We start from the raw sequence: 18,979 nt of genomic DNA, 5'->3' as shown, positions 1-18,979 counted from the left end.
AGCACCATAATGCGCTTCGGAAAAAATGATGAACCCCACGACCCTCAGCGCCCTCGCGGCCTTCCCCTCGCAACTGGAGGCCCACTACGCGGCCATTCCCGATGCTTTCAAGCATTGGGCGCCGCCCTCATGGGAGGGCGTGCCCAGCGAGGCCTTCACCGCCATCGAGCAGCTGTGCCATGTGCGTGACATCGAGGTCGAGGGGTACCACGTGCGCTTTCGGCGCACGCTCACCGAGAACCGCCCCACGCTGGCCTCGATCGACAGCGAGCCGCTCGCCATCGCGCGCAACTACGGCGCCGCAGACGCGAAGCAGGTGCTGGCCGATTTCCGCCTCTCACGCGTCCAGACGATGGAGATCGTGTCGAGCCTGACCGACGCGCAACTGGCGCGCACGGCCGTCTTCGAGGGCTACGGCCCGCTCACCATGCGCAGCCTCGTCCACTACCTCTGCAGCCACGACCAGCAGCATCTGGCGGGCCTGCAATGGCTGGCCGGCAAGATCGACGCATCGACCGTCCCCGCATAAACAGGAGCGCGCCCATGGGCAACCGACTTTCCCAGATCGCCACCCGCACCGGCGACGACGGCACCACCGGCCTGGGCGACAACACCCGCGTGCCCAAGGACCATCTGCGCGTGCACGCGATGGGGGACGTGGACGAGCTCAACTCGCAGATCGGCGTGCTGCTCTGCGAGCCCATGCCCGAGGCCGTGCGCGATTTGCTGGTCGATGTGCAGCACCAGCTCTTCAACCTCGGCGGCGAGCTCTCGATGCCCGGTTTCACGCTGCTCAAGCCCGAGGCGCTGCTGCAGCTGGACAACGCGCTGGCAGACCACAACGCCGCCTTGCCGCGCCTGGCCGAATTCATCCTGCCGGCCGGCACGCGCGCCGCCTCGCTCGCGCACGTGTGCCGCACGGTGGCGCGGCGGGCCGAGCGCGCGGTGGTGGCGCTCGGTGCCACCGCGGAACTCAACGACGCATTGCGCCAGTACCTCAACCGGCTCAGCGATCTGCTCTTCGTGCTCGCGCGCGTGCTCAACCGCATGGACGGTGGCGATGACGTGTACTGGAAGAGCGAGCGCATGGCCCGCGCGGCAGCCGCCGATGCCGCCGACGATGAAGGAAGCCCGTCATGAAAATGCCCACGCATACCTTTGCGCTTGCAGCAGCGTTCCTCCTGCTGCCCACTGCGGCCGTCCACGCGCAGAGCGCCGACAACCCACCCAAGGCGCAGCGCGCTCACACGCTCAAGGCACCGCCACGCGACAGCACGGTGGTGAGCGGCGTGCAGCGCGGCACCAATGCAGCAGGCCGCGGCATCGACCGCGCCGACAGCGCCACGCGGCGCGGCGTCAACAACGTGTCGGCTCGCGCGAGCCGGCCGGTGCGCAACGTGGGCGAGGCCTTCGGCCGCAAGCTCGCGCCGGGCTCCAGCGGGCGTGCGGCGCCGCCGCCTGTGGGGCCGCAGGGCAACTCGCCCTGATCGACTGAGGCTCTGTTCAGGGCGGCGATCACGCCGACGGTGGGCCCTGTTTCGCGAATGTCCCCCGGCTTCGCCTCCTCCTTGATTTCGCGAAACAGGGCCCACCGCCGGCGCGATCTTTCAGGGCACTTGTTGATTGGCCCGCACAAGCAGAGCGCTCTGTGTGCGCAGGGCATCGGGTGCTCCCCGCAGCGAAATCAAGGAGGAGGGCGAAGCCCGGGGGACATTCGCGGAGGGAGTACCCGGTGGCCTGCGCACGCGCCCTGAACACGAACGCAACACGACAACCATGGCAAGAAACATAGAGATCAAGGCCCGCATCGACAGCGTGGAACGCGTGGCACTCATCGCCGCAACGCTCGCCGACTCAGGCCCCGTCGACATCGCGCAGGACGACACTTTCTTCCGCTGCGAGAACGGCGCCGATCGCCTCAAGCTGCGCACCTTCGCGCCCGACCGCGCCGAGCTGATCTTCTATCGCCGCGCCAACAGCAGCGGCCCGAAGGAATCGTTCTACCTGATCACGCCGACCACCACGCCCGATGCACTGCGCGAATCGCTCACGCTCGCCTGGGGTCAGGCTGGTCGCGTGCGCAAGCAGCGAAGGTTGTTCCTCGTGGGCCGCACGCGCGTGCACCTGGACCGCGTCGAAGGGCTCGGCGAATTCCTCGAGCTCGAAGTGGTGCTGAAAGAGAGCGAATCCGCGGAGGCCGGCGTGGCCGAGGCGCATGCGCTCATGGCGCAGCTTGGCATCGGCACCGACCAACTCGTGCAGGGCGCCTACGTCGACCTGCTGCAGGCCGCTGCCTGAGCCTCAGCGCCAGCCCGCGGCCTTGAGCTGGTCCGCGAGCAGCTGCGCGACCTTCGCGTAGCCCTGTGCGTTGGCGTGGATGCGGTCCGAGCGCAGCGACGCATCCGACAGCACGCTCGAATACACGTTGGCCACGAGCAGCGCCTGCCCCGACTTCGCGACCTCTTCGTAGAACGGCGCATCGCTGAGCGAACCGACGGCCGCGCGCATCGCATCGGGCGCGGGCGTGGCCAGCAGCGCGACATGCGGCGTATGTTCGCGCGCCTGGCTCACGAGGGCGGCGATGTTGTCGCGCGTGGCCGAGGCCGACACGCCGCGCAGCATGTCGTTGCCGCCGATGCCGATCAGCACCGCGTCGTAGCTGCCCGCGGCCAGCAGCGAGGGCAGGCGCTCCAATGCGCCGGCCGAGGTGTCGCCGTTGACGCCTGCGTTCTCGATCTGCCAGCCGGTCAGCTCGCCCAGTTTCACGGGCCACGACGCATCGGGTGGCGCGCCGTAGCCGAAGGTGAGGCTGTCGCCGATGGCCAGCACATGCGCATCGGGCTTGAGCGCCGCAGCGGAGGGCTTGCGCTTGCCGCAGGCTGCCAAGGCGGTCAGAGCGGCCGTGGCCGGCACGCCGCACATCAGGTGGAGGAGGTGTCGTCGCTTCATGGAGCGCGCAGCTTAAACGCGGGGCGCGCGCCCGCGGGCTATTTCCCCTTTTTGCCCCTTTGTCCTCCCGGAGAGCAGGCAGCGCGCGGCTAGTTCAGGTGCGCCTTGCGCAACGCCGCCCGCATCTTCTTCTGCAGGGCGGGCCCGCCTTTCTCGAGCGCCGCCGCGGGCGCCGCGCTCTCCTTGGTGACCGGCGCGTGTTTGCGCCCCCAGGCGCCGATCTGCGTCACCACCGGCAGCAGGTCGATGCCCATCGGCGTGAGGCTGTAGATGGCCTTCTGCTTGTGGGTCGGGTCGTCGGTCTTGCTGAGCACGCCGTAGTCGACGAGCTTGCCCAGGCGCTCGGTCAGGATGTTCGAGGAGATGCCTTCCTCGGACTGCAGGAACTCCCTGAAGTGCCGCTTGCCGGCAAACATCATGTCGCGAACGATCAGCAGGCTCCAGCGGTCGCCGAAGACTTCGAGCGCGAGGTTGATCGGGCAGAGCGATTTCTGTGGAGTGGCCATCGGGATTTCCGGCGTGCTTGAAAAACCGCTTGCATTTTCGCACCGGTTTTTGAATACTTCAAACCGATTGCATTTCAATAGCAGTTTCTCGAACCGATCCCAAGGAGTGTCCCCATGCGAAAGCTCATACTGCAGATGCAGATGTCCGTCGATGGCTACGTCTCGCCAGCCAATGGCAACCTCGACTGGCAGGTCTGGGGATGGGGCGACCGCTGGGCCTGGGACGACAAGCTGAAGGCTGACTTCAACAGCGTCTTCGAGGGCGTGGACACCATCCTGCTGAGCCGCAAGATCGTGGAAGAGGGTTACCTCGACCACTGGGGCCGCGCGGCGAAAAAATATCCGGCCAACCCGCAGTTCGCCTTCGCGCAGAAGATCGTCGATGCGCAGAAGGTGGTGCTCACCGACAAGCTGAAGGCATCGCGCTGGGAGCGCACCGTCATCGCGCGCGGCGGCATGGCCGAGGAGGTGAATGCGCTCAAGCAGGAGGAGGGCAAGGACATCCTCGTCATCGGCGGTGTCGGCTTTGCGTCGTCGCTCGTGACCGAGGGGCTGGTCGACGAGTTCCAGTTCTTCGTGAACCCCATGGCCGTGGGCGGCGGCCGCTCGGTGTTTCACGACCAGCGCGAGGGGCACGCGCTGCGCTTGCTCGGGTCGGTCGGCTACGAATGCGGCGTGGTGGTCAACCGCTACGCCCCGCGGTGAAGGACAACGCGCCGCGCCGATACCAGCGCTTACCTGATTTCACCTGACCGCGACCTCACGTGCGCCGGGCAGACACAACCGCGGCCCACAATGGACTCGTCATCAACATGAAGGAGTTCCAGATGATCATCAATTCAAAGCGCATGGCCGTCGCCGCTACGGCGCTCGCGATGTGCATGGCCGCAGGAAGCGCCTTCGCGCAAGACCGCCGCTTCGACGGACGGCCCGGCGACGGGCGTCCCGGCATGGAGCAACGGCACGACGATCGCAACTTCGATCGCCGCGGTCCGAACCGCGACTACCGCGGCAACCAGGACTTCCGCGACGGCCGCCAGTTCGATCGCCGCGGCTTCCCGCAGCCGCATGCCGAATGGCGCCGCGGTGGCCGCGTGCCGGCCGAGTACCGTGGCCGCAACTACGTGGTGAACGACTACCGCGCCTATCGCCTCCAGGCACCGCCGCGCGGTTACCAGTGGGTCGGCGTGGGTGGTGACTACGTGCTCGCCGCCATTGCCACCGGCCTGATCGCGCAGATCATCGCGGGCCAGTAACCCGTCACCCCCGGCCACATGCGAAACCGCCACAGGTCACTGTGGCGGTTTTTTCTTTGGGGGGATGCTTGTCAGGCCAGCGCGGTGGAGGCCGATTGGGCGCACACGTTGCGCCCGGTGATGGTCAGGCGCAAGCCCCCACCGTGCCATTCGAGCCAGTTGAGGCTCACATACGCTTCGATGTCGTTGTCGTCGATGCGGTCGGCCTGGCGGCTCTGCAGGAGCTCCACCGTGGCGGGCAGTGCCCGTTTCAACCGCTCTCGTCGCTCCGCTGCATCGGCCGCCTTTTGGGCGGCCCTGGTTTGCTGTTGCTGCTGCTGCGGGGTCGATGCCATTGCTGATCCGTTCCGGAAGCCAAGGAATTAACCCGAATGTACGCCCCTTGTGTGAAGCCGCACGCTTTCTTTTGAACCCCGCCGTTCTGGCAGTACCCGCTGCGCAACAGCGCCCGGAACCTTCGCGGCGGGGCTAGATTTCGTAGTGCGACGCCTTGGCTTCGTCGCCCAGCGCCTTCTCGACGATGGCCCGCGTGAGGGTCGGCGCGAACGACTCGATGAAGGCGTAGACGTACTTGCGCAGGTAGTTGCCGCGGCGCACCGCGAGCTTGGTGAGGTTGATGCCGAACAGGCGCCCCGCATCGATCGCACGCAGCTGCGTGTCGCGCTCCGCTTCATAGGCCACGCCGGCCACGATGCCCACGCCCAGTCCCAGGTGCACGTAGGTCTTGATCACGTCGGCGTCCATCGCGGCCAGCACGATGTTGGGCGCGAGCCCGCGCTGCTCGAAAGCCTCGTCGATGCGCGAGCGGCCGGTGAAACCCGTGTCGTAGGTGATCAGCGGATAGCGCGTGAGCGCCTCCAGCGACAGCGGCGCATCGAGCAGCGGATGCCCCGGCGGCACGATCACCGAATGCGTCCAGCGGTAGCAGGGCAAGGCGACCAGCTGCGGGTAGTCGCCCAGCGCCTCGGTGGCGATGCCCACGTCGGCCTCGCCGTCGATCAGCATCTGCGCGATCTGCTTGGGCGAGCCCTGGTGCAGGTGCAGTTTCACGTTCGGAAATTGCGCGCGGAATTCCTGCACGGCCACCGGCATCGCATAGCGCGCCTGCGAGTGCGTGGCCGCGATCGACAGCAGCCCGCTTTGCTGCGCGACGAACTCCTGCCCCGCGTGGCGCAGGTTGCTGCTCTCCAGCAGCATGCGCTCGATGATCGGCAGCACATGCCCGCCCGGCTCGGTGAGGCCCGTGAGGCGCTTGCCGGCGCGCACGAAGAGCTCGATGCCAAGCTCCTCCTCGAGTTCGCGGATCTGCCGGCTCACGCCGGGCTGCGAGGTGTGAAGGGTGTGAGCGACTTCGGTCAGGTTGAAGCCGCAACGAACGGCCTCGCGTACCGAGCGCAGTTGTTGAAAGTTCATCTGGCGCCGAGGTGTCATCAGGACCCCGGAGTGGGGACCGACCGGCGATTCTCTGCACAAGTGCTTATGCAGGGAACGATGCGTTTGTTGGTTCCACATGAGCAAAACATCTTTACGGTGTGACGTTTGCCCCGTGCTTGTAATTTCGCACGACTGTGCTAAAGTTTGCCGCATGGACGCCAAGACCCAGAAAAGCGAACTTACCCGCGCCGCCATCGTCGGCGCGGCAATGGACCTCGCGCTGGCCGAAGGCCTGGAAGCGATCTCGCTGCAGGTCATCGCGAGCCGACTGGGGCTCTCCAAGAGCGGCGTGTTTTCCCGCGTGGGATCGCGCGAGGCGCTGCAGAAGGCGGTCATCGAGGAGTACGGCCGCGGCTTCCTGGCCGACGTGTTCGTGCCGGCCATGCAGAAGCCCAAGGGGCTGGCCCGCCTGAACGACATCGTGGCCCGCTGGATCGCCCGCACCCGCGACGTCGAGGCCCAGACCGGTTGCCTCTACGTGGCCGGCGCCTTCGAGTTCGACGACCGCGAAGGGGAGCTGCGCGACGTGCTCCTGGAAGAGATCACGCGCTGGCGCGCCGCCTTGCGCCGCACCGTGACGCTCGCCATCGAGGCCGGCGAACTCAAGGCCGACACCGAACCCGCGCAGCTGGTCAGCGAGATCAACGGAATCATGATGAACCAGCTGCACGACGCGCGTTTCCTGCGCGATCCCCATACCGCCGACCGGGCCGCGCAGACCTGGCAGCGGCTCCTTTCCAGCTACCTCGCCTGAGCCATCGGGCAGGTGGATTTCTTCCGTCTTTGTTTGTCAGAATTTCGCACAGTCGTGCGATAAACAGGAGAAGCAGCCATGCTGATCATCGCCCTTTGCCTTGCCATCTACGCCGTCGCCCTCGGCGTCGAAGCCGCCCGCGACACGCTGCGCAGCCTGCCCCGCAGCAACCAGGACTGGGTCTGGTACTGAGTCGACCGAACCACCGAGGACCCCCGCACATGACGAGTACCCCCGCCCCCACGAACTACTACGGCGCCAGCCGCCTGATGCGCGCGATGCGCTTCGGCCTGGGCGCGTCGCAGCGCCTCTGGCCCGCGCTGGGCGTGCGCGCGGCCTACCGCGTGTTCGGCACGCCGCTGCCGCCCAAGTGGCTCTACCGCGGACAGCACCCCGGTGCCGACTGGCGCCACGAGGCCTGGTCCTTCGAGGACGCGAGCGTCGGCATCTACCACCTGGCGGCGCAGGACTCGGCAGCGGAATCCGCGCCGGTCGTGCTGCTGGTGCACGGTTGGGGCGGGCATGCGGGCCAGATGCTGCCGCTCGCGCAGGCGGTGGCCGCGGCGGGCCTTCGGCCGGTGCTGCTCGAGCTGCCCGCCCATGGCCGCAGCGATGGCACGGCGACCAATGGCGCGCAGTTCGCGCGCGCCATCGACTACGTCACCGCCCGGCTCGCCGCCGATGGCCGTGCGCTGCGCGCCGTGGTCGCGCATTCGCTGGGCGCCAATGCGCTGGCCTACGCCGCGGGGCGCGGGCTGCCGGCCGAGCGCATCGTGCTGCTCGCGCCGCCCGCGTCGCCGCGCGAATACACGCGCTACTTCGCGCACGCCTTCGGCCTGAGCGAGCAGACGCGCGCCGCGATGCAGCGGATGTTCGAGGCGCGCGAAGGCGTGCTGATGCCGCAGTTCGAACCTGCGCTGGCCGGCCCGCGCATCGCGCAGCCGACGCTGATCGTGCATGACCGCGACGACCGGGTGAACCGTTTTGCCGATGCCGAGGCCTACCGCGATGCCATCCCTCGCGCGCAACTCGTCGCCACGCAGGGCTGGGGCCACCGCCGCATCCTCAAGGAGGCGGACGTGCTGGGCGAGGTGACGCGATTTCTCATGCAACAGCAGCCCTGAAAAAAGGCCCTCACCACGTCGGATGCACCGGCGTGAACACCGGCCTGAACAGGTGCCGCCGCACGATCTCGCCGTAGCCGCGGTAGTAGAAATTGCCGTTCGCCGCCAGCACCGCCGCGCGATGGCGCCGGAAGTACACCGGGATCTCGTACCACGGCATCGTCGGCGCGCGGTGGTGCACGTGGTGCAGGTTGTTGAAGAGGTACAGCAGCCCGAACACGACGTTCGACTCGACGATGGCCACGCGCTCGTGCGGCGTGTCGGCCCAGCGGTGCTCGGTGAAGGTGCGCAGCGAGCCCAGCATCATTCCCGGGTAGACGAAGTACAGCAGGTACTCGCCGACGCCCATGCCGCAGACCGCGGTGACGAAGTACAGCACCGGCGCCACGCTCAGCGCATGCCAGCCCCAGGTCGGCAGCCGCGAGAAGTCGCCCGCGAGCACCTGCTGGGATTCGAAGCGCACCAGCTTCCAGAGCCTCAGGAACGGCCCGAGCACCACGCGGAACGCGATCGTCTGGTTCGCCATGTAGATCCAGCGCCAGACCGGCCCGTAACCCGCCCACGCGGGCGCCGAGTGGTAGGCGCTCTCGTTGTCGCGCTCCGGATGCGTCAGGTGGAAATTGACGTGGTGCGCGCTGTGCCCGCGGTTGTAGAACGGATACGGCAGCCACAGGTTCAGCGGCGGCCACACCACCGCATGGCGCAGCCACCGGGGCAGGTGCCGCATCGCGTGGATGCTCTCGTGCTGCAGCGAGAAATGCAGCTGCGCGAGAAAACCGCCCAAGAGGAACAGCGCCCAGCCCGGCAGCGCCGCGTGCCACCACAGCAGCGCCGCCCACGCAACGTAGAGCGCGGCGGCGAGCAGCAGCGTCGGCACTTCGTAGTGCCACCACCAATGCGCCCGGCGCGTGCCGGACGGGGTGCGCGTCGGTGCGGTGGACGGGTCGGCGGTCGATGTCATGGGCGGGCGACTCAAAGGACTGCGATCCTAGGTATGAAGAAGCCGTCTGCATGCGCGCTTTTCGCATAAGCAAGGTCGCGAAATTTCGTTCCCGCGCCGGCCCGCGGCGGCCTACGCTTGGCGGCATTGCTGCGCCGGTTCCTTTTGCTGCTCCCATGAACGCCTCTTTCCCTCGTCGTGCCGTGCTGTGGTGGGCGCTGTCGGCGTCCGCGCTGGCGGGTGTCTCCCAGGCCCGCGCAGCGGCGCTGGACGACTACCCGACGAAGACGATCCGCGTGGTCGTTCCCTATCCGGCCGGCGGCATCGCCGACAAGATCGCCCGCGAGGTCGCCGAGCAGTTGCAGCAGCGGCTCAGGCAGGCCGTGGTGGTCGAGAACCGCAGCGGCGCGGCCGGCAACATCGGCTTCGATTTCGTGGCGCGCCAGCCGGCCGACGGCTACACGCTGCTGCTCGCGCCCGCGTCCAACCTCACGGTGCAGCCCGCGCTCTTCAAGCAGCTGAGCTACGACCTCGCGCGCGACTTCACGCCGGTCTCGCTGCTGGTCCAGACGCCGCAGGTGCTGCTGGTGAACCCCCGGCTGCCCGTCGGCACGCCGCGGGAGCTGGTCGACTATTCGAAGAAGCACCCCGGCAAGGTCAACTACGGCATCAGCGTGGGTGCGTACTCGCACCTGGCGGGCGAGCTGCTCAAGGCGCGGACCGGCGCCGACTTCACCGCCATTCCCTACCAGGGCAGCGCGCCGGCCATCAAGGACCTGCTCGCGGGGCAGACGCAGTTCATCTTCAACGAGGTGATCACGGCCATTCCCTTCATCAAGGCCGGCACGCTGAAGCCGCTGGCCGTGGCCTACCGCACGCGCGCGCCGTGGCTGCCCGACGTGCCCACGACCGCGGAAGCGGGCCTGCCCGACTTCGAAGTCACGTCGTGGTACGGCGTGGTCGTGCGCAGCGGCACGCCGGCGCCGCTGGTGCAGCGCCTCTCGCGCGAACTGCGGGCCATCGTGCAGTCGCCCGACTTCAGGAAGCGCTACGACGACCTCGGCGCCTTCACCGTGGGCAACACGCCCGAGGAGTTCGGCCGCTTCATCCAGAGCGAAACCGTCAGGTGGACGGCCGTCGTGAAACAGGCGGGCATCCTGCCGGACTGACATCGACATGAGCTGGACCCCGAAGAAACCCATCGCCCCCGCGGAACTGCAAGCCCTGCTGCTGGCCGAGCCCATGGCGGCCCCCGTTGTCGAACTGGCGCTGCTCGACGTGCGCGAAACCCGCTGGTTCGTGCAGCGCCATCCCAACCTCGCGCGCAACGCGCCGCTCAGCGGGCTCGAACTGCAGATCGGCGCGCTCGTGCCGCGGCGTTCCACGTCCGTGGTGCTCTACGACGACTACAACGCGCCCGACGGCGCCGCGCAGGCCGCATCGGCGCTTCTTGAACGCCTGGGCTACGCCGATGTGCGCACGCTCGACGGCGGCCTGCAGCGCTGGGTGACCGAGGGCCTGCCCGCCATCGACGGCTACGGTACGCTGGTCAAGGCCTTCGGCGACCGCGCGCGGCTGCACTACGGCACGCCGGCGCTGCCCGTCGACGCCCTGCGCGCACGCCAGCGCGAAGGCTTGCCGACCACGCTCGTCGATGCGCGGCCGCGCACGGAGTTCGAATTCCTCTCGCTGCCCGGCGCGCGCAACCATGCCGGCACCGAGCTCGCGCTGCGCCGCTTCGAGGCGGGCGATGCGGCGCACGTCTGGGCGATCAACTGCTTCAGCCGCACGCGCGGCATCCTCGGCGCCACCACGCTGCGGGTGCTCGGCCGCGCGCCCGATGCCGTGTTCGTCGAAGACGGCGTGATGGCCTGGGGCCTGCAAGGCGCGCCGACGGTGCAGAACGCGGCGCCCGACGACGAGCTGCCGCCCGAATCGCCCGAGGTCCTGCGCCGCATCGCCGACGAACTGATCGCGCGCTTCTCTCTCCCCTTGGCCGATGCTGCGCAGCTCGCCGGCTGGCGCGCCGACGACGCGCGCACGCTCTACATCTTCGACGTGCGCCCCGTCGCCGACCCGGCCTTCGTGGACACGGTGGTGCAGCAGGTGCCCGGTGGCCAGCTCTTCATGCATTTCGAGAACCTCGTGGCCACGCGTGGCGCGCGCATCGTGCTGATAGACGATCCCAAGCACCGCCTGCGCGCTGCCGTCACCAGCTTCTGGCTCACGCAGCTGAACCAGGCCGAGGTGTACGTCTACGACGGTGCGCTGTCACCCGAACAGGCGCCTCCCGCGACGGCGGTGGCCGCGACGGATGCGCCCCCGCCGCTCGGCCCCGAAGCGCTCGCCCAGCTGCGCAGGAACGGCGCGGTGACGGTGATCGACGTGGGCGCGAGCCTCGACTACGAACGCGGCCACCTGCCCGGCGCGCTCTACATGCTGCCGGCCACGCTGGGCCCGCTGGCCTCGCATGCCGTGGCCGGCCGCACGCTGGTCTTCGCCTCGCCCGACGGCGCGGCCGCACGCCGTGTCGCGCGCGATGCGCAGCAGCGCTGGCCGGGATCGGGGGCGGTGTTCACCTGGCTCCAGGGCGGAACGCAGGCCTGGAAGGCGTCGGGGCGGGCCCTGTCGACCGCGTTCGTGCCGGCCCAGCTGCTCACCCCCTTCGACGACGACTGGGGCTCGGTCATGCGGGTGTTCGGCCCGCGCCGCGATGCGGCCTGGGCCGAGTACCTCGCCTGGGAGCGGGCGCTGGCCGAGCGGGTCCTGCAGGACCCGTCGGTGCGCTTTCGCTTCTTTCCTGCCCGGCTAGCTAGCGGGCAGGGGCCGGATCGGGCAGCTCGATCTTGATGTCGAGCACTTCGAGGTTGTCCTGGGTCTCCAGGTGCACCTTGATGTCGTCGGGATTGATCGACACATACTTGGAAATCACCGCCACCAGCTCGCGCTGGAGTTCGGGCAGGTAGTCGGGGCGCTTCTTGCCGCTGAGGCTGGAGCGCTCGTGCGCGAGGATGATCTGCAGGCGCTCTTTCGCGACGCTTGCAGTCTTCTTCTTCTCGCCAAGCAGGAACGAGAGAAACGACATGCCTACTTGCTCCCGAAAATCCGCTTGAAGAAGCCCGGCTTCTCGGCGTCGACGAAGCGCATGGGCTTCTCCTCGCCGAGAAAGCGCGCCACCACGTCGCTGTAGGCCTGCGCCACGTCGGTGTCCTTGTCGTGGATCGCGGGCACGCCCTGGTTGGAGGCATGCAGCACGCTTTCCGACTCGGGGATCACACCGATGAGCTTGATGCGCAGGATGTCCTGGATGTCTTCCAGCGAGAGCATCTGGCCGCCCGCCACCCGGTTGGGGTTGTAGCGGGTGATCAAGAGGTGCTCCTTGATCGGCTCGCCGCCGTCCTTGGCGCGCTTGGTCTTGCTGCTGAGCATGCCCAGGATGCGGTCCGAGTCGCGCACCGAGGAGACCTCGGGGTTGGTCACCACCAGCGCCTCGTCGGCGAAGTGCATGGCCATCATCGCGCCGGTCTCGATGCCCGCGGGCGAGTCGCACACGATGTATTCGAAGTCCATCGCGGCCAGGTCGTTCAGGATCTTCTCGACGCCCTCTTGCGTGAGGGCTTCCTTGTCGCGCGTCTGCGAGGCGGCCAGCACGAAGAGGTTCTCGCACTGCTTGTCCTTGATGAGCGCCTGGCTCAGGTTGGCCTCGCCTTGAATGACGTTGATCAGGTCGTACACCACGCGGCGTTCGCAGCCCATGATCAGGTCGAGATTACGCAGGCCCACGTCGAAGTCGATCACGGCCGTCTTCTTGCCCGCGAGCGCGAGGCCGGATGCGAAGCTGGCGCTCGTGGTCGTCTTGCCGACGCCACCCTTGCCCGAGGTCACCACCACAATTTTGGCCATGGCCATTCCTTCTTGTTTCGATTCTGTTGTTGGTTTCAGAGCGCCGCGTGCGTCAGGCAATCGCGTCGATCACTAGCTTTTTGCCATCGAGCCGCACCTGCGCGGACTTGCCGAGCACCGGGTCCGGCAGCGGCACTTCATTGGTGCGATAGATGCCGGCGATGGCCACCAGCTGCGCTTCCATGCAGGTCGAGAAGATGCGCGCCTCGGTGTTGCCGCGCGCCCCCGCAATCGCCTTGCCGCGCAGCGGCGCGTACACATGCACGTTGCCGTCGGCGATGACCTCGGCGCCGAAGCTCACCACGGCCGTCACCACCACGTCGCCGCCCCGGGCGTAGACCTGCTGGCCCGAGCGCAGCGGCTTGTCGATCAGCAGGGTGCCGTTGGCCGGCACCGGCACTTCGCGCACGATCTGCGGGGCTTCGGCCGGCGCCTCGGCGGGCGGAGCCGGCGGCCGGGGCGCGGGGGCCGAGGGCATGGCCGCCAGCGAGAGGCCGGCGGCGCGGGCCGCGGCATTGTGGGCGTCGTTGCCGCCGCGCACCGCGATCGGCTGGGTCTGGTGACGCGCGAGAAGGCTGCGCAGGGCCGCAAAGTCGATCTGGGCGGTGGCCTCGCCCTCTTCGTCGTGCTCGGGGAGCTGCGAGAGGTCGATGACCACCGGCTCCTGCTCGAAGAAATCGGGCGAGTCGGCCAACTGGGCGTCGAGCGCCTCGGCCAGCACGTCCAGGTCGGACGTCTTGAGGATCACTGCAATCAGCGGCAGCGTGGCGCTCTTGAATTCGAAAACCGCCTTGGTGCGCGCGGCGGAGACATCGGCCATTGGGAAAACGTCGGTGCGAAAAGCGTTGGAGTCTAACGGGCGCGGGCTTCCGGGCGGTGACCGGCCCCGCGTTCAACCGCCCGGGACAACACTTCTTGCACGACGTTTCATTTTTCCGAGGCTCAGGCGTTGCGCGATCTGCCCAGCAATGCGTAGAGGATGATGGCGCCGAAAGTCGCGGTGCCGATGCCGCCCAGCGCGAAGTCGCCGAACTTCAGCGTGAAGTCGCCCGTGCCGATGATCAGCGTGATCGCGGCCACGATCAGGTTCTTGTTCTGCGAGAAGTCGACCTTGTTGTCCACCCAGATCTTGGCGCCCGCGATGGCGATCAGGCCGAACACCACGATGCTCACGCCGCCCATCACCGGCAACGGAATCGCCTGGATCAGCGCGCCGAACTTGGGGCTGAAGCCCAGCACCAGCGCGACGAACGCCGCCACCACGAACACCGCCGTCGAGTAGATGCGCGTGGCCGCCATCACGCCGATGTTCTCGGCATAGGTGGTCACGCCCGTGCCGCCCGCGGCACCGCTCACCACCGTGGCGATGCCGTCGCCGATGAAGGCGCGGCCCATGTAGGGGTCCAGGTTCCGGCCGGTCATGGCCGTCACCGCCTTCAGGTGGCCGAGGTTTTCCGCCACCAGGATGATCGCCACGGGCGCGATCAGGAGCATCGCGTTGGCCGTGAACACCGGCGTGGTGAAGGTCGGCAGGCCGAACCAGGCCGCGTTGGCGATGCCGCTCAGGTCCACCGGCTTGCCCATGCCCAGCACGTTCGTCAGCACCGCGTAGACGACAGTGGCCAGGATCAGCCCGACCAGGATCAACAGGCGCTGCAGCATGCCCCGCGCGAACACCGCCACCAGCCCGACGCACAGGAAGGTCACGGCCTGCATCCACGAATCGAAGTTGCTGGCCGCCATGTTCTTGATCGGCACGGCCGCCAGGTTCAGCCCGATCACCGCCACCACCGCGCCGGTGACCACGGGCGGCATGAAGCGCTCGATCCAGCCCGTGCCGATGGCCTGCACCAGCGCCCCGATGAGGATGTAGACCACCCCGCAGGCCATGATGCCGCCCAGCGCCACGGCGATGTTGGCGTTCGGCCCCTTGCCCGCGTAGCCGCTGGCCGCGATCACCACGCCGATGAACGCGAAGCTCGAGCCCAGGTAGCTGGGCACCTTGCCGCCGGTGACGAAATAGAAGATCAGCGTGCCGATGCCGCTCATCAGGATCGCGATGTTGGGGCTGAAGCCCATGAGGATCGGCGCCAGCACCGTGGCGCCGAACATCGCGATCACGTGCTGGATGCCCATCGCGCCCGTCTGCAGCCAGGGCAGCCGCTCGTCGGGCGCGATGACCGCGCCGTCGGCCAGTGTGGACACCGGCTTTTCAGTCCAGTTGAACATTGCTTGTCTCCTCTTGTTGGTTGTGGCGGGCGCCCCGCGCGCTCCGGGGCGTGATTGTGGTCGATGAATCCCGCGCTGAACACACCCGCAAGACAAGAAGGAGCCAGAAGGGACTGGCCCGCCGCACCCGGCTCAGCGCGGCTGCAGCACCGCCATCGTGATCCGCGACACGCAGGTCAGCTCGCCCGCTTCGTTCGTGAGCTCGATCTGCCAGACCTGCGTGCTGCGCCCGCGGTGCACCGGCCGCGCCGTGCCGATGACCCAGCCGCTGGTGACCGAGCGGATGTGGTTCGCGTTGATGTCCAGGCCCACGGCGCGGTCGCCTTCGGGGGCCGAGTAGTGCGCGCCGCAGGAGCCCAGCGTCTCGGCCAGCACCACCGACACGCCGCCGTGCAGGATGCCGTAGGGCTGGCGGGTGCGTTCGTCGACCGGCACGCGGGCGCGGATGAAGTCGTCGCCCACCTCCAGGAACTCCATGCCCAGCGTGGACACGGCCGTGCCGATGTGGTTGCGGGTCAGTTCTTCGACGGAGATCTCTTTTTTCCAGATACGCATTGGGTTCTTTCGGGGACAGGGTTTGCAGAAACTATAGCGACGGCGGCTGACAACCGCAGTCGCCTTTGCGTGCTAAGTTGGGCCGATGAAGCACCCCCTCCGCCGCTGGCTCCTCGGCATCGCCGCAGTCCTCCTGCTCGGCATCGGTGCGCTGGTGTGGTTCGTGAGTTCGCGGCTGCCGAGCGACGAGGAGGTGGCGGCCCGCATTTCGGAGGGCTTCGAGCAGCGCTTCGGCGTGGGCCTGAAGGTCGGCGGCGCCCACTGGGCGCTGCTGCCGACGCCGGTGCTCGTGCTCTCGGACATCGCCACCGAGCAGCCGCGCCCGATCACCTTGCGCCGCGCCTCGGCGCGGCTCAAGCTCTCGGAGCTGCTGCACCGCGTCATCGCCGTGGACGCGCTGGAAATCGAAAGCCTCGTGCTGCCGCGCGAATCGGTGCGCGCCTTCCGCGGCAAGGGGCCCAAGCCCCACGAAGGCGGCAACGTCATCGCGCTGCCCGCGCCCTGGACGCTCGCCCCCATTCCGCTGGAACAGGTGCGCTGGCGCGATGTGGTCTGGATCGACCGGCGCGACATCGCGCTCGCCTACGACGGCGAGATCGCCTTCGATGCCCATTGGCGCCCGCGCCAGGCCCGCGTGGAACGCGCGGGAGCGACGCCGCCCGCGCGCCTGCGCCTGGACCGCGAAGCCGGGCAGGACCGCTGGCGCACCCGCATCGACGTGGGCGGCGGCACGTGGAACGGCGTGACGCTGTTCGAGACGCCGGCCGGCGGCAAGCTGCGCCTGTCGGCCGAGCTCGATCCGCGCCAGGTCGACATCGAAGGGCTGGTGCAGGCCTTCGGGCGGCGCACCTCGGTGGCGGGCAAGGTCAACGGCCACTCCACGCTCGTGGCCGAGGCGGACGAGGCCAACGAGCTGGGTGCGCTGATGCGCAGCATGCACACCCGCACCACCTTCTCGGTGCGGCCGGCCACGCTCACCAAGCTGGACATCGCCAAGGCCGTGAGCACCGCCGGCATCAGCCGCGGCGGCACCACGCCGCTGGACGAGCTCACCGGCACGCTCGACACCCAGGGCACCGAGGACGGCATCGTGATGCGCTACACCAACCTCAAGGCGCGCTCGGGCGTGCTCACCGCGAGCGGGAACCTGCGGCTCTTCAATCGCAAGATGGAGGGCGACATCGCGGTGGACCTGGTCGACGGCGTGGTCGGCGTGCCGCTGAAGATCGGCGGCAGCGTGAGCGATCCCGAGGTGTCGCTGACCGGCGGCGCGCTCGCGGGCGCCGCGGTCGGCAGCGCGGTGCTGCCGGGCGTGGGCACGGCCATCGGCGCGCGCGTGGGGCAGCAGGTCGAGAAGCTGTTCGGCGGCGAGCCCGAGAAGAAGACGGTGCCCAAGCCGCGCAAGCCCCCGGCGTCGCAGCGCTGACGCCGTGCGTCAGGCGGGCTCGGGCTCGCCGGGCGGTTCAGCAACAGCAACAGGCTCGATGTCCTGAATGCGCGGCACCGGGCGTTCGCCGATCTGTTGGCGCCACATCGCGTAATACAGCCCCTTGCCTTCGAGCAGTGCCGCATGCGTGCCGCTCTCCACGATGCGCCCTTTTTCCAGCACGTGGATCGTGCCCGCATGCATGATCGTGGAGAGCCGGTGCGCGATGAGGATGGTGATCTGCGTGCTGCGCGCCGAGATCTCGCGCACGGTGGCGGTGATCTGCTCTTCGGTCAGCGAGTCGAGCGCCGAGGTGGCCTCGTCGAAGATCAGGAGGCGCGGCTCCCGCACCAGCGCCCGCGCGATCGACAGCCGCTGCTTCTCGCCACCCGAGAGCTTCATGCCGCGCTCGCCGATGGGCGTGTCCAGCCCCTCGGGCGACTTCTCGGCCAGGTACGCGCACGAGGCCTGCCGCATGGCTTCGAGGATTTCTTCGTCGGTCGCGTCGGGCTTCACCAGTTGCAGGTTCTCGCGGATCGTGCCCGCGAAGAGGTGCGTCTCCTGCGTCACGAAACCGATCTGCCGGCGCGCCTGGTTGTAGCGCAGGTCGCGCGTGGAAATGTCGTTGTAGAACACCTCGCCGCTCGCGGGCGTGTACAGGCCCACCAGCAGTTTCACCAGCGTCGACTTGCCCGAGCCCGAGGGGCCGACGAAGGCGATGGTGTCGCCCAGCCCGGCTTCGAACGACACGTCGTCCAGCGCGTTGTCCGTCGCGCCCTTGTGGCGAAAACTCACGTCCGCAAAACGCAGGTGCGTGACCGGCCCGATGCTGATCGGCGACTCGGGCCGCCGCTCGATGGGCTTTTGCATCAGCGCCTCGAAATTCAGGAGCGATGCCTCGGCCTCGCGGTACGCCAGGATGATGTTGCCCAGCTCCTGCAGCGGCGCGAAGATCGCGACCGAGATGAACTGCATCGCGATCAGCTCGCCCGTGCTCAGCACGTCGCGAAAGATCAGCCACAGCAGCGCGAACAACACCGCCAGCTTCAAGAGGCTCAGCGTCGTGCCCTGCAAAAAAGACAGGAGCCGGATGCGTTTCACCTTCTGCATCTCGAGCGCGAAGATGCGCGTGGTCTGCGCCTGCAGCCGACGGATCTCCGAAAAGGTCAGCCCCAGGCTCTTGATGAGCTCGATGTTGCGCAGCGACTCGGTGATGAAGCCCGAGTTGCGGTTCGTCTCCCGCGTGATCGAGCGCTGCTGGCTCTTGATCTCGCGGCTCAGAAGGCCGGTAAGCCCGCCCAGCACCAGCACGCCGATCAGGAACACCGGCACCAGCAGCCAGTGCTTGGTCACCGCGTACCAGATGAGAAACCCGATGCCCACGATGGCCGCGAACGCGGTGTTGATGAAGGCGTTGATGAAGCGCTCGCTGTCCGCGCGCACCTTCTGCAGCATCGAAAGCGTCTCGCCGCTGCGCAGGTCCTCGAACTCGGGAAACTTCAGGCGCAGCACCTGGCGCAGCCCGTCGTTGAAGATCTGCGTGCCGAACTTCTGCACCACCAGCCGCGTGATGTATTCCTGCAGCGCCTTCGCCAGCCGCGACGCGATCGCCACGCCCACCGCGAGCGCCAGCAGGCGCAGCACGCCGGAGACCAGTTCCTGCTCTGTCTTGCCGTCGCGGTGAATGGCGTACCGGTCGATGATCTTGCCGAAGATGATCGGGTCGACCAGCGCCAGCACCTGGCTGATGCCCGCCAGCAAGAGGGCGAGCAGTGCGAGGCGCGCGTGCGGCCTCAGGTAGGTCCAGAGGATGTGCATCGTGCCAGTATGCCCACGGCAATCCTCAGGGCGTGTGCACAGGCCACCGGGTGCTCCCCGCAGCGAATGTCCCCCGGCCTGCGGC

At 68.1% G+C, this 18,979-nt stretch carries 22 protein-coding genes; 11 read left to right on the top strand and 11 right to left on the bottom strand.

Features of this window, described 5'->3' with window-relative positions; all coding sequences use genetic code 11:
• The first annotated feature begins 28 nt into the window (after nt 1-28).
• The 4 genes from ACZYRS_RS00935 to ACZYRS_RS00920 all read left to right on the top strand — a co-directional run bounded on the left by ACZYRS_RS00935 (nt 29) and on the right by ACZYRS_RS00920 (nt 2,298).
• Complete coding sequence (locus tag ACZYRS_RS00935; RefSeq protein WP_463417782.1) at nt 29-529, top strand: DinB family protein; 501 nt, start codon at nt 29-31, stop codon at nt 527-529.
• A gap of 14 nt (nt 530-543) precedes the next feature.
• Complete coding sequence (locus ACZYRS_RS00930; protein ID WP_463417781.1) at nt 544-1,140, top strand: cob(I)yrinic acid a,c-diamide adenosyltransferase; 597 nt, start codon at nt 544-546, stop codon at nt 1,138-1,140.
• Nucleotides 1,137-1,487 carry a hypothetical protein gene (locus ACZYRS_RS00925; protein WP_463417780.1) on the top strand — a complete coding sequence of 117 codons (351 nt, stop codon included), beginning with the start codon at nt 1,137-1,139 and terminating at the stop codon, nt 1,485-1,487. The genes ACZYRS_RS00930 and ACZYRS_RS00925 overlap by 4 nt, the downstream gene beginning before the upstream one ends.
• Nucleotides 1,488-1,776: 289 nt before the next feature.
• Complete coding sequence (locus tag ACZYRS_RS00920) at nt 1,777-2,298, top strand: class IV adenylate cyclase (RefSeq protein ID WP_463417779.1); 522 nt, start codon at nt 1,777-1,779, stop codon at nt 2,296-2,298.
• A 3-nt stretch (nt 2,299-2,301) separates the two neighbouring features.
• On the opposite strand, the gene ACZYRS_RS00915 is transcribed toward ACZYRS_RS00920, so the two are convergent.
• Complete coding sequence (locus ACZYRS_RS00915; RefSeq protein WP_463417778.1) at nt 2,302-2,949, bottom strand: GDSL-type esterase/lipase family protein; 648 nt, start codon at nt 2,947-2,949, stop codon at nt 2,302-2,304.
• 89 nt (nt 2,950-3,038) lie between these two features.
• Nucleotides 3,039-3,455, bottom strand: a complete 417-nt coding sequence (locus ACZYRS_RS00910; RefSeq protein WP_463417777.1) for a winged helix-turn-helix transcriptional regulator — start codon at nt 3,453-3,455, stop codon at nt 3,039-3,041.
• A gap of 114 nt (nt 3,456-3,569) precedes the next feature.
• Between ACZYRS_RS00910 and ACZYRS_RS00905 the strand changes: the two genes are divergently transcribed.
• Together ACZYRS_RS00905 and ACZYRS_RS00900 are read left to right on the top strand one after the other, a co-directional pair.
• A complete protein-coding gene (locus tag ACZYRS_RS00905; RefSeq protein WP_463417776.1) occupies nt 3,570-4,160 on the top strand; it encodes a dihydrofolate reductase family protein in 591 nt (196 codons plus the stop codon).
• Between the two features lie 122 nt (nt 4,161-4,282).
• Nucleotides 4,283-4,711: an RcnB family protein gene (locus ACZYRS_RS00900; RefSeq protein ID WP_198785516.1), complete on the top strand. Its 429-nt coding sequence runs from the start codon at nt 4,283-4,285 to the stop codon at nt 4,709-4,711.
• Between the two features lie 71 nt (nt 4,712-4,782).
• Here ACZYRS_RS00900 and ACZYRS_RS00895 read toward each other — a convergent pair whose 3' ends face one another.
• Together ACZYRS_RS00895 and ACZYRS_RS00890 are read right to left on the bottom strand one after the other, a co-directional pair.
• Nucleotides 4,783-4,965, bottom strand: a complete 183-nt coding sequence (locus tag ACZYRS_RS00895; RefSeq protein WP_233101672.1) for a hypothetical protein — start codon at nt 4,963-4,965, stop codon at nt 4,783-4,785.
• A 214-nt stretch (nt 4,966-5,179) separates the two neighbouring features.
• Complete coding sequence (locus ACZYRS_RS00890; protein WP_042580666.1) at nt 5,180-6,124, bottom strand: CysB family HTH-type transcriptional regulator; 945 nt, start codon at nt 6,122-6,124, stop codon at nt 5,180-5,182.
• A 172-nt stretch (nt 6,125-6,296) separates the two neighbouring features.
• Here ACZYRS_RS00890 and ACZYRS_RS00885 point away from each other — a divergent pair, with 172 nt between their 5' ends.
• Both ACZYRS_RS00885 and ACZYRS_RS00880 read left to right on the top strand, forming a co-directional pair.
• A complete protein-coding gene (locus ACZYRS_RS00885; protein WP_093435566.1) occupies nt 6,297-6,899 on the top strand; it encodes a TetR/AcrR family transcriptional regulator in 603 nt (200 codons plus the stop codon).
• A 221-nt stretch (nt 6,900-7,120) separates the two neighbouring features.
• On the top strand, nt 7,121-8,023 hold the full coding sequence (locus ACZYRS_RS00880; protein ID WP_463417775.1) for an alpha/beta fold hydrolase: 903 nt from the start codon (nt 7,121-7,123) through the stop codon (nt 8,021-8,023).
• A gap of 10 nt (nt 8,024-8,033) precedes the next feature.
• Here ACZYRS_RS00880 and ACZYRS_RS00875 read toward each other — a convergent pair whose 3' ends face one another.
• Nucleotides 8,034-8,984, bottom strand: a complete 951-nt coding sequence (locus ACZYRS_RS00875) for a fatty acid desaturase (RefSeq protein ID WP_463417774.1) — start codon at nt 8,982-8,984, stop codon at nt 8,034-8,036.
• A gap of 155 nt (nt 8,985-9,139) precedes the next feature.
• On the opposite strand from ACZYRS_RS00875, the gene ACZYRS_RS00870 reads away from it, so the two are divergent.
• Both ACZYRS_RS00870 and ACZYRS_RS00865 read left to right on the top strand, forming a co-directional pair.
• Entirely contained in the window at nt 9,140-10,132 is a 993-nt protein-coding gene (locus ACZYRS_RS00870; protein WP_463417773.1) for a Bug family tripartite tricarboxylate transporter substrate binding protein, read from the top strand.
• A 7-nt stretch (nt 10,133-10,139) separates the two neighbouring features.
• Nucleotides 10,140-11,813: a rhodanese-like domain-containing protein gene (locus tag ACZYRS_RS00865; protein ID WP_463417772.1), complete on the top strand. Its 1,674-nt coding sequence runs from the start codon at nt 10,140-10,142 to the stop codon at nt 11,811-11,813.
• On the opposite strand, the gene minE is transcribed toward ACZYRS_RS00865, so the two are convergent.
• The 5 genes from minE to ACZYRS_RS00840 form a co-directional block, all read right to left on the bottom strand.
• The gene (minE, locus tag ACZYRS_RS00860; protein ID WP_013538543.1) at nt 11,776-12,048 is read right to left on the bottom strand and encodes a cell division topological specificity factor MinE; all 273 of its coding nucleotides are present in this window, start codon (nt 12,046-12,048) and stop codon (nt 11,776-11,778) included. The two genes, ACZYRS_RS00865 and minE, sit on opposite strands and share 38 nt — an antisense overlap.
• Before the next feature lie 2 nt (nt 12,049-12,050).
• Complete coding sequence (gene minD, locus ACZYRS_RS00855; protein ID WP_198785525.1) at nt 12,051-12,866, bottom strand: septum site-determining protein MinD; 816 nt, start codon at nt 12,864-12,866, stop codon at nt 12,051-12,053.
• A gap of 52 nt (nt 12,867-12,918) precedes the next feature.
• Entirely contained in the window at nt 12,919-13,686 is a 768-nt protein-coding gene (minC, locus tag ACZYRS_RS00850; protein ID WP_463417771.1) for a septum site-determining protein MinC, read from the bottom strand.
• Nucleotides 13,687-13,808: 122 nt separating this feature from the next.
• Nucleotides 13,809-15,095: a solute carrier family 23 protein gene (locus ACZYRS_RS00845; RefSeq protein ID WP_463417770.1), complete on the bottom strand. Its 1,287-nt coding sequence runs from the start codon at nt 15,093-15,095 to the stop codon at nt 13,809-13,811.
• Between the two features lie 132 nt (nt 15,096-15,227).
• Nucleotides 15,228-15,650 carry a hotdog fold thioesterase gene (locus ACZYRS_RS00840; RefSeq protein ID WP_463417769.1) on the bottom strand — a complete coding sequence of 141 codons (423 nt, stop codon included), beginning with the start codon at nt 15,648-15,650 and terminating at the stop codon, nt 15,228-15,230.
• Between the two features lie 85 nt (nt 15,651-15,735).
• On the opposite strand from ACZYRS_RS00840, the gene ACZYRS_RS00835 reads away from it, so the two are divergent.
• Nucleotides 15,736-17,076 carry an AsmA family protein gene (locus ACZYRS_RS00835; RefSeq protein WP_463417768.1) on the top strand — a complete coding sequence of 447 codons (1,341 nt, stop codon included), beginning with the start codon at nt 15,736-15,738 and terminating at the stop codon, nt 17,074-17,076.
• A gap of 9 nt (nt 17,077-17,085) precedes the next feature.
• Here the strand turns inward: ACZYRS_RS00835 and ACZYRS_RS00830 are convergent, their stop codons facing one another.
• On the bottom strand, nt 17,086-18,894 hold the full coding sequence (locus tag ACZYRS_RS00830; protein WP_463417767.1) for an ABC transporter ATP-binding protein: 1,809 nt from the start codon (nt 18,892-18,894) through the stop codon (nt 17,086-17,088).
• Nucleotides 18,895-18,979: the final 85 nt, after the last annotated feature.

This window comes from Variovorax sp. AC194 (assembly GCF_979257995.1).
Note: the sequence above shows the minus strand (reverse complement) of the source record. Positions and strands in the feature narration are given on the sequence as shown.

Excerpts from the sequence above, each read along its gene's own strand:
- ACZYRS_RS00875 (WP_463417774.1), bottom strand. The coding sequence starts at position 8,984 with ATGACATCGACCGCCGACCCGTCCACCGCACCGACGCGCACCCCGTCC.
- ACZYRS_RS00910 (WP_463417777.1), bottom strand. The coding sequence starts at position 3,455 with ATGGCCACTCCACAGAAATCGCTCTGCCCGATCAACCTCGCGCTCGAA.
- ACZYRS_RS00890 (WP_042580666.1), bottom strand. The coding sequence starts at position 6,124 with ATGAACTTTCAACAACTGCGCTCGGTACGCGAGGCCGTTCGTTGCGGC.
- ACZYRS_RS00865 (WP_463417772.1), top strand. The coding sequence starts at position 10,140 with ATGAGCTGGACCCCGAAGAAACCCATCGCCCCCGCGGAACTGCAAGCC.
- minD (WP_198785525.1), bottom strand. The coding sequence starts at position 12,866 with ATGGCCAAAATTGTGGTGGTGACCTCGGGCAAGGGTGGCGTCGGCAAG.
- ACZYRS_RS00845 (WP_463417770.1), bottom strand. The coding sequence starts at position 15,095 with ATGTTCAACTGGACTGAAAAGCCGGTGTCCACACTGGCCGACGGCGCG.
- ACZYRS_RS00830 (WP_463417767.1), bottom strand. The coding sequence starts at position 18,894 with ATGCACATCCTCTGGACCTACCTGAGGCCGCACGCGCGCCTCGCACTG.
- ACZYRS_RS00885 (WP_093435566.1), top strand. The coding sequence starts at position 6,297 with ATGGACGCCAAGACCCAGAAAAGCGAACTTACCCGCGCCGCCATCGTC.
- minE (WP_013538543.1), bottom strand. The coding sequence starts at position 12,048 with ATGTCGTTTCTCTCGTTCCTGCTTGGCGAGAAGAAGAAGACTGCAAGC.
- ACZYRS_RS00930 (WP_463417781.1), top strand. The coding sequence starts at position 544 with ATGGGCAACCGACTTTCCCAGATCGCCACCCGCACCGGCGACGACGGC.
- ACZYRS_RS00900 (WP_198785516.1), top strand. The coding sequence starts at position 4,283 with ATGATCATCAATTCAAAGCGCATGGCCGTCGCCGCTACGGCGCTCGCG.
- ACZYRS_RS00925 (WP_463417780.1), top strand. The coding sequence starts at position 1,137 with ATGAAAATGCCCACGCATACCTTTGCGCTTGCAGCAGCGTTCCTCCTG.
- ACZYRS_RS00880 (WP_463417775.1), top strand. The coding sequence starts at position 7,121 with ATGACGAGTACCCCCGCCCCCACGAACTACTACGGCGCCAGCCGCCTG.
- ACZYRS_RS00915 (WP_463417778.1), bottom strand. The coding sequence starts at position 2,949 with ATGAAGCGACGACACCTCCTCCACCTGATGTGCGGCGTGCCGGCCACG.
- ACZYRS_RS00920 (WP_463417779.1), top strand. The coding sequence starts at position 1,777 with ATGGCAAGAAACATAGAGATCAAGGCCCGCATCGACAGCGTGGAACGC.
- ACZYRS_RS00840 (WP_463417769.1), bottom strand. The coding sequence starts at position 15,650 with ATGCGTATCTGGAAAAAAGAGATCTCCGTCGAAGAACTGACCCGCAAC.
- ACZYRS_RS00870 (WP_463417773.1), top strand. The coding sequence starts at position 9,140 with ATGAACGCCTCTTTCCCTCGTCGTGCCGTGCTGTGGTGGGCGCTGTCG.
- ACZYRS_RS00935 (WP_463417782.1), top strand. The coding sequence starts at position 29 with ATGAACCCCACGACCCTCAGCGCCCTCGCGGCCTTCCCCTCGCAACTG.
- minC (WP_463417771.1), bottom strand. The coding sequence starts at position 13,686 with ATGGCCGATGTCTCCGCCGCGCGCACCAAGGCGGTTTTCGAATTCAAG.
- ACZYRS_RS00835 (WP_463417768.1), top strand. The coding sequence starts at position 15,736 with ATGAAGCACCCCCTCCGCCGCTGGCTCCTCGGCATCGCCGCAGTCCTC.
- ACZYRS_RS00905 (WP_463417776.1), top strand. The coding sequence starts at position 3,570 with ATGCGAAAGCTCATACTGCAGATGCAGATGTCCGTCGATGGCTACGTC.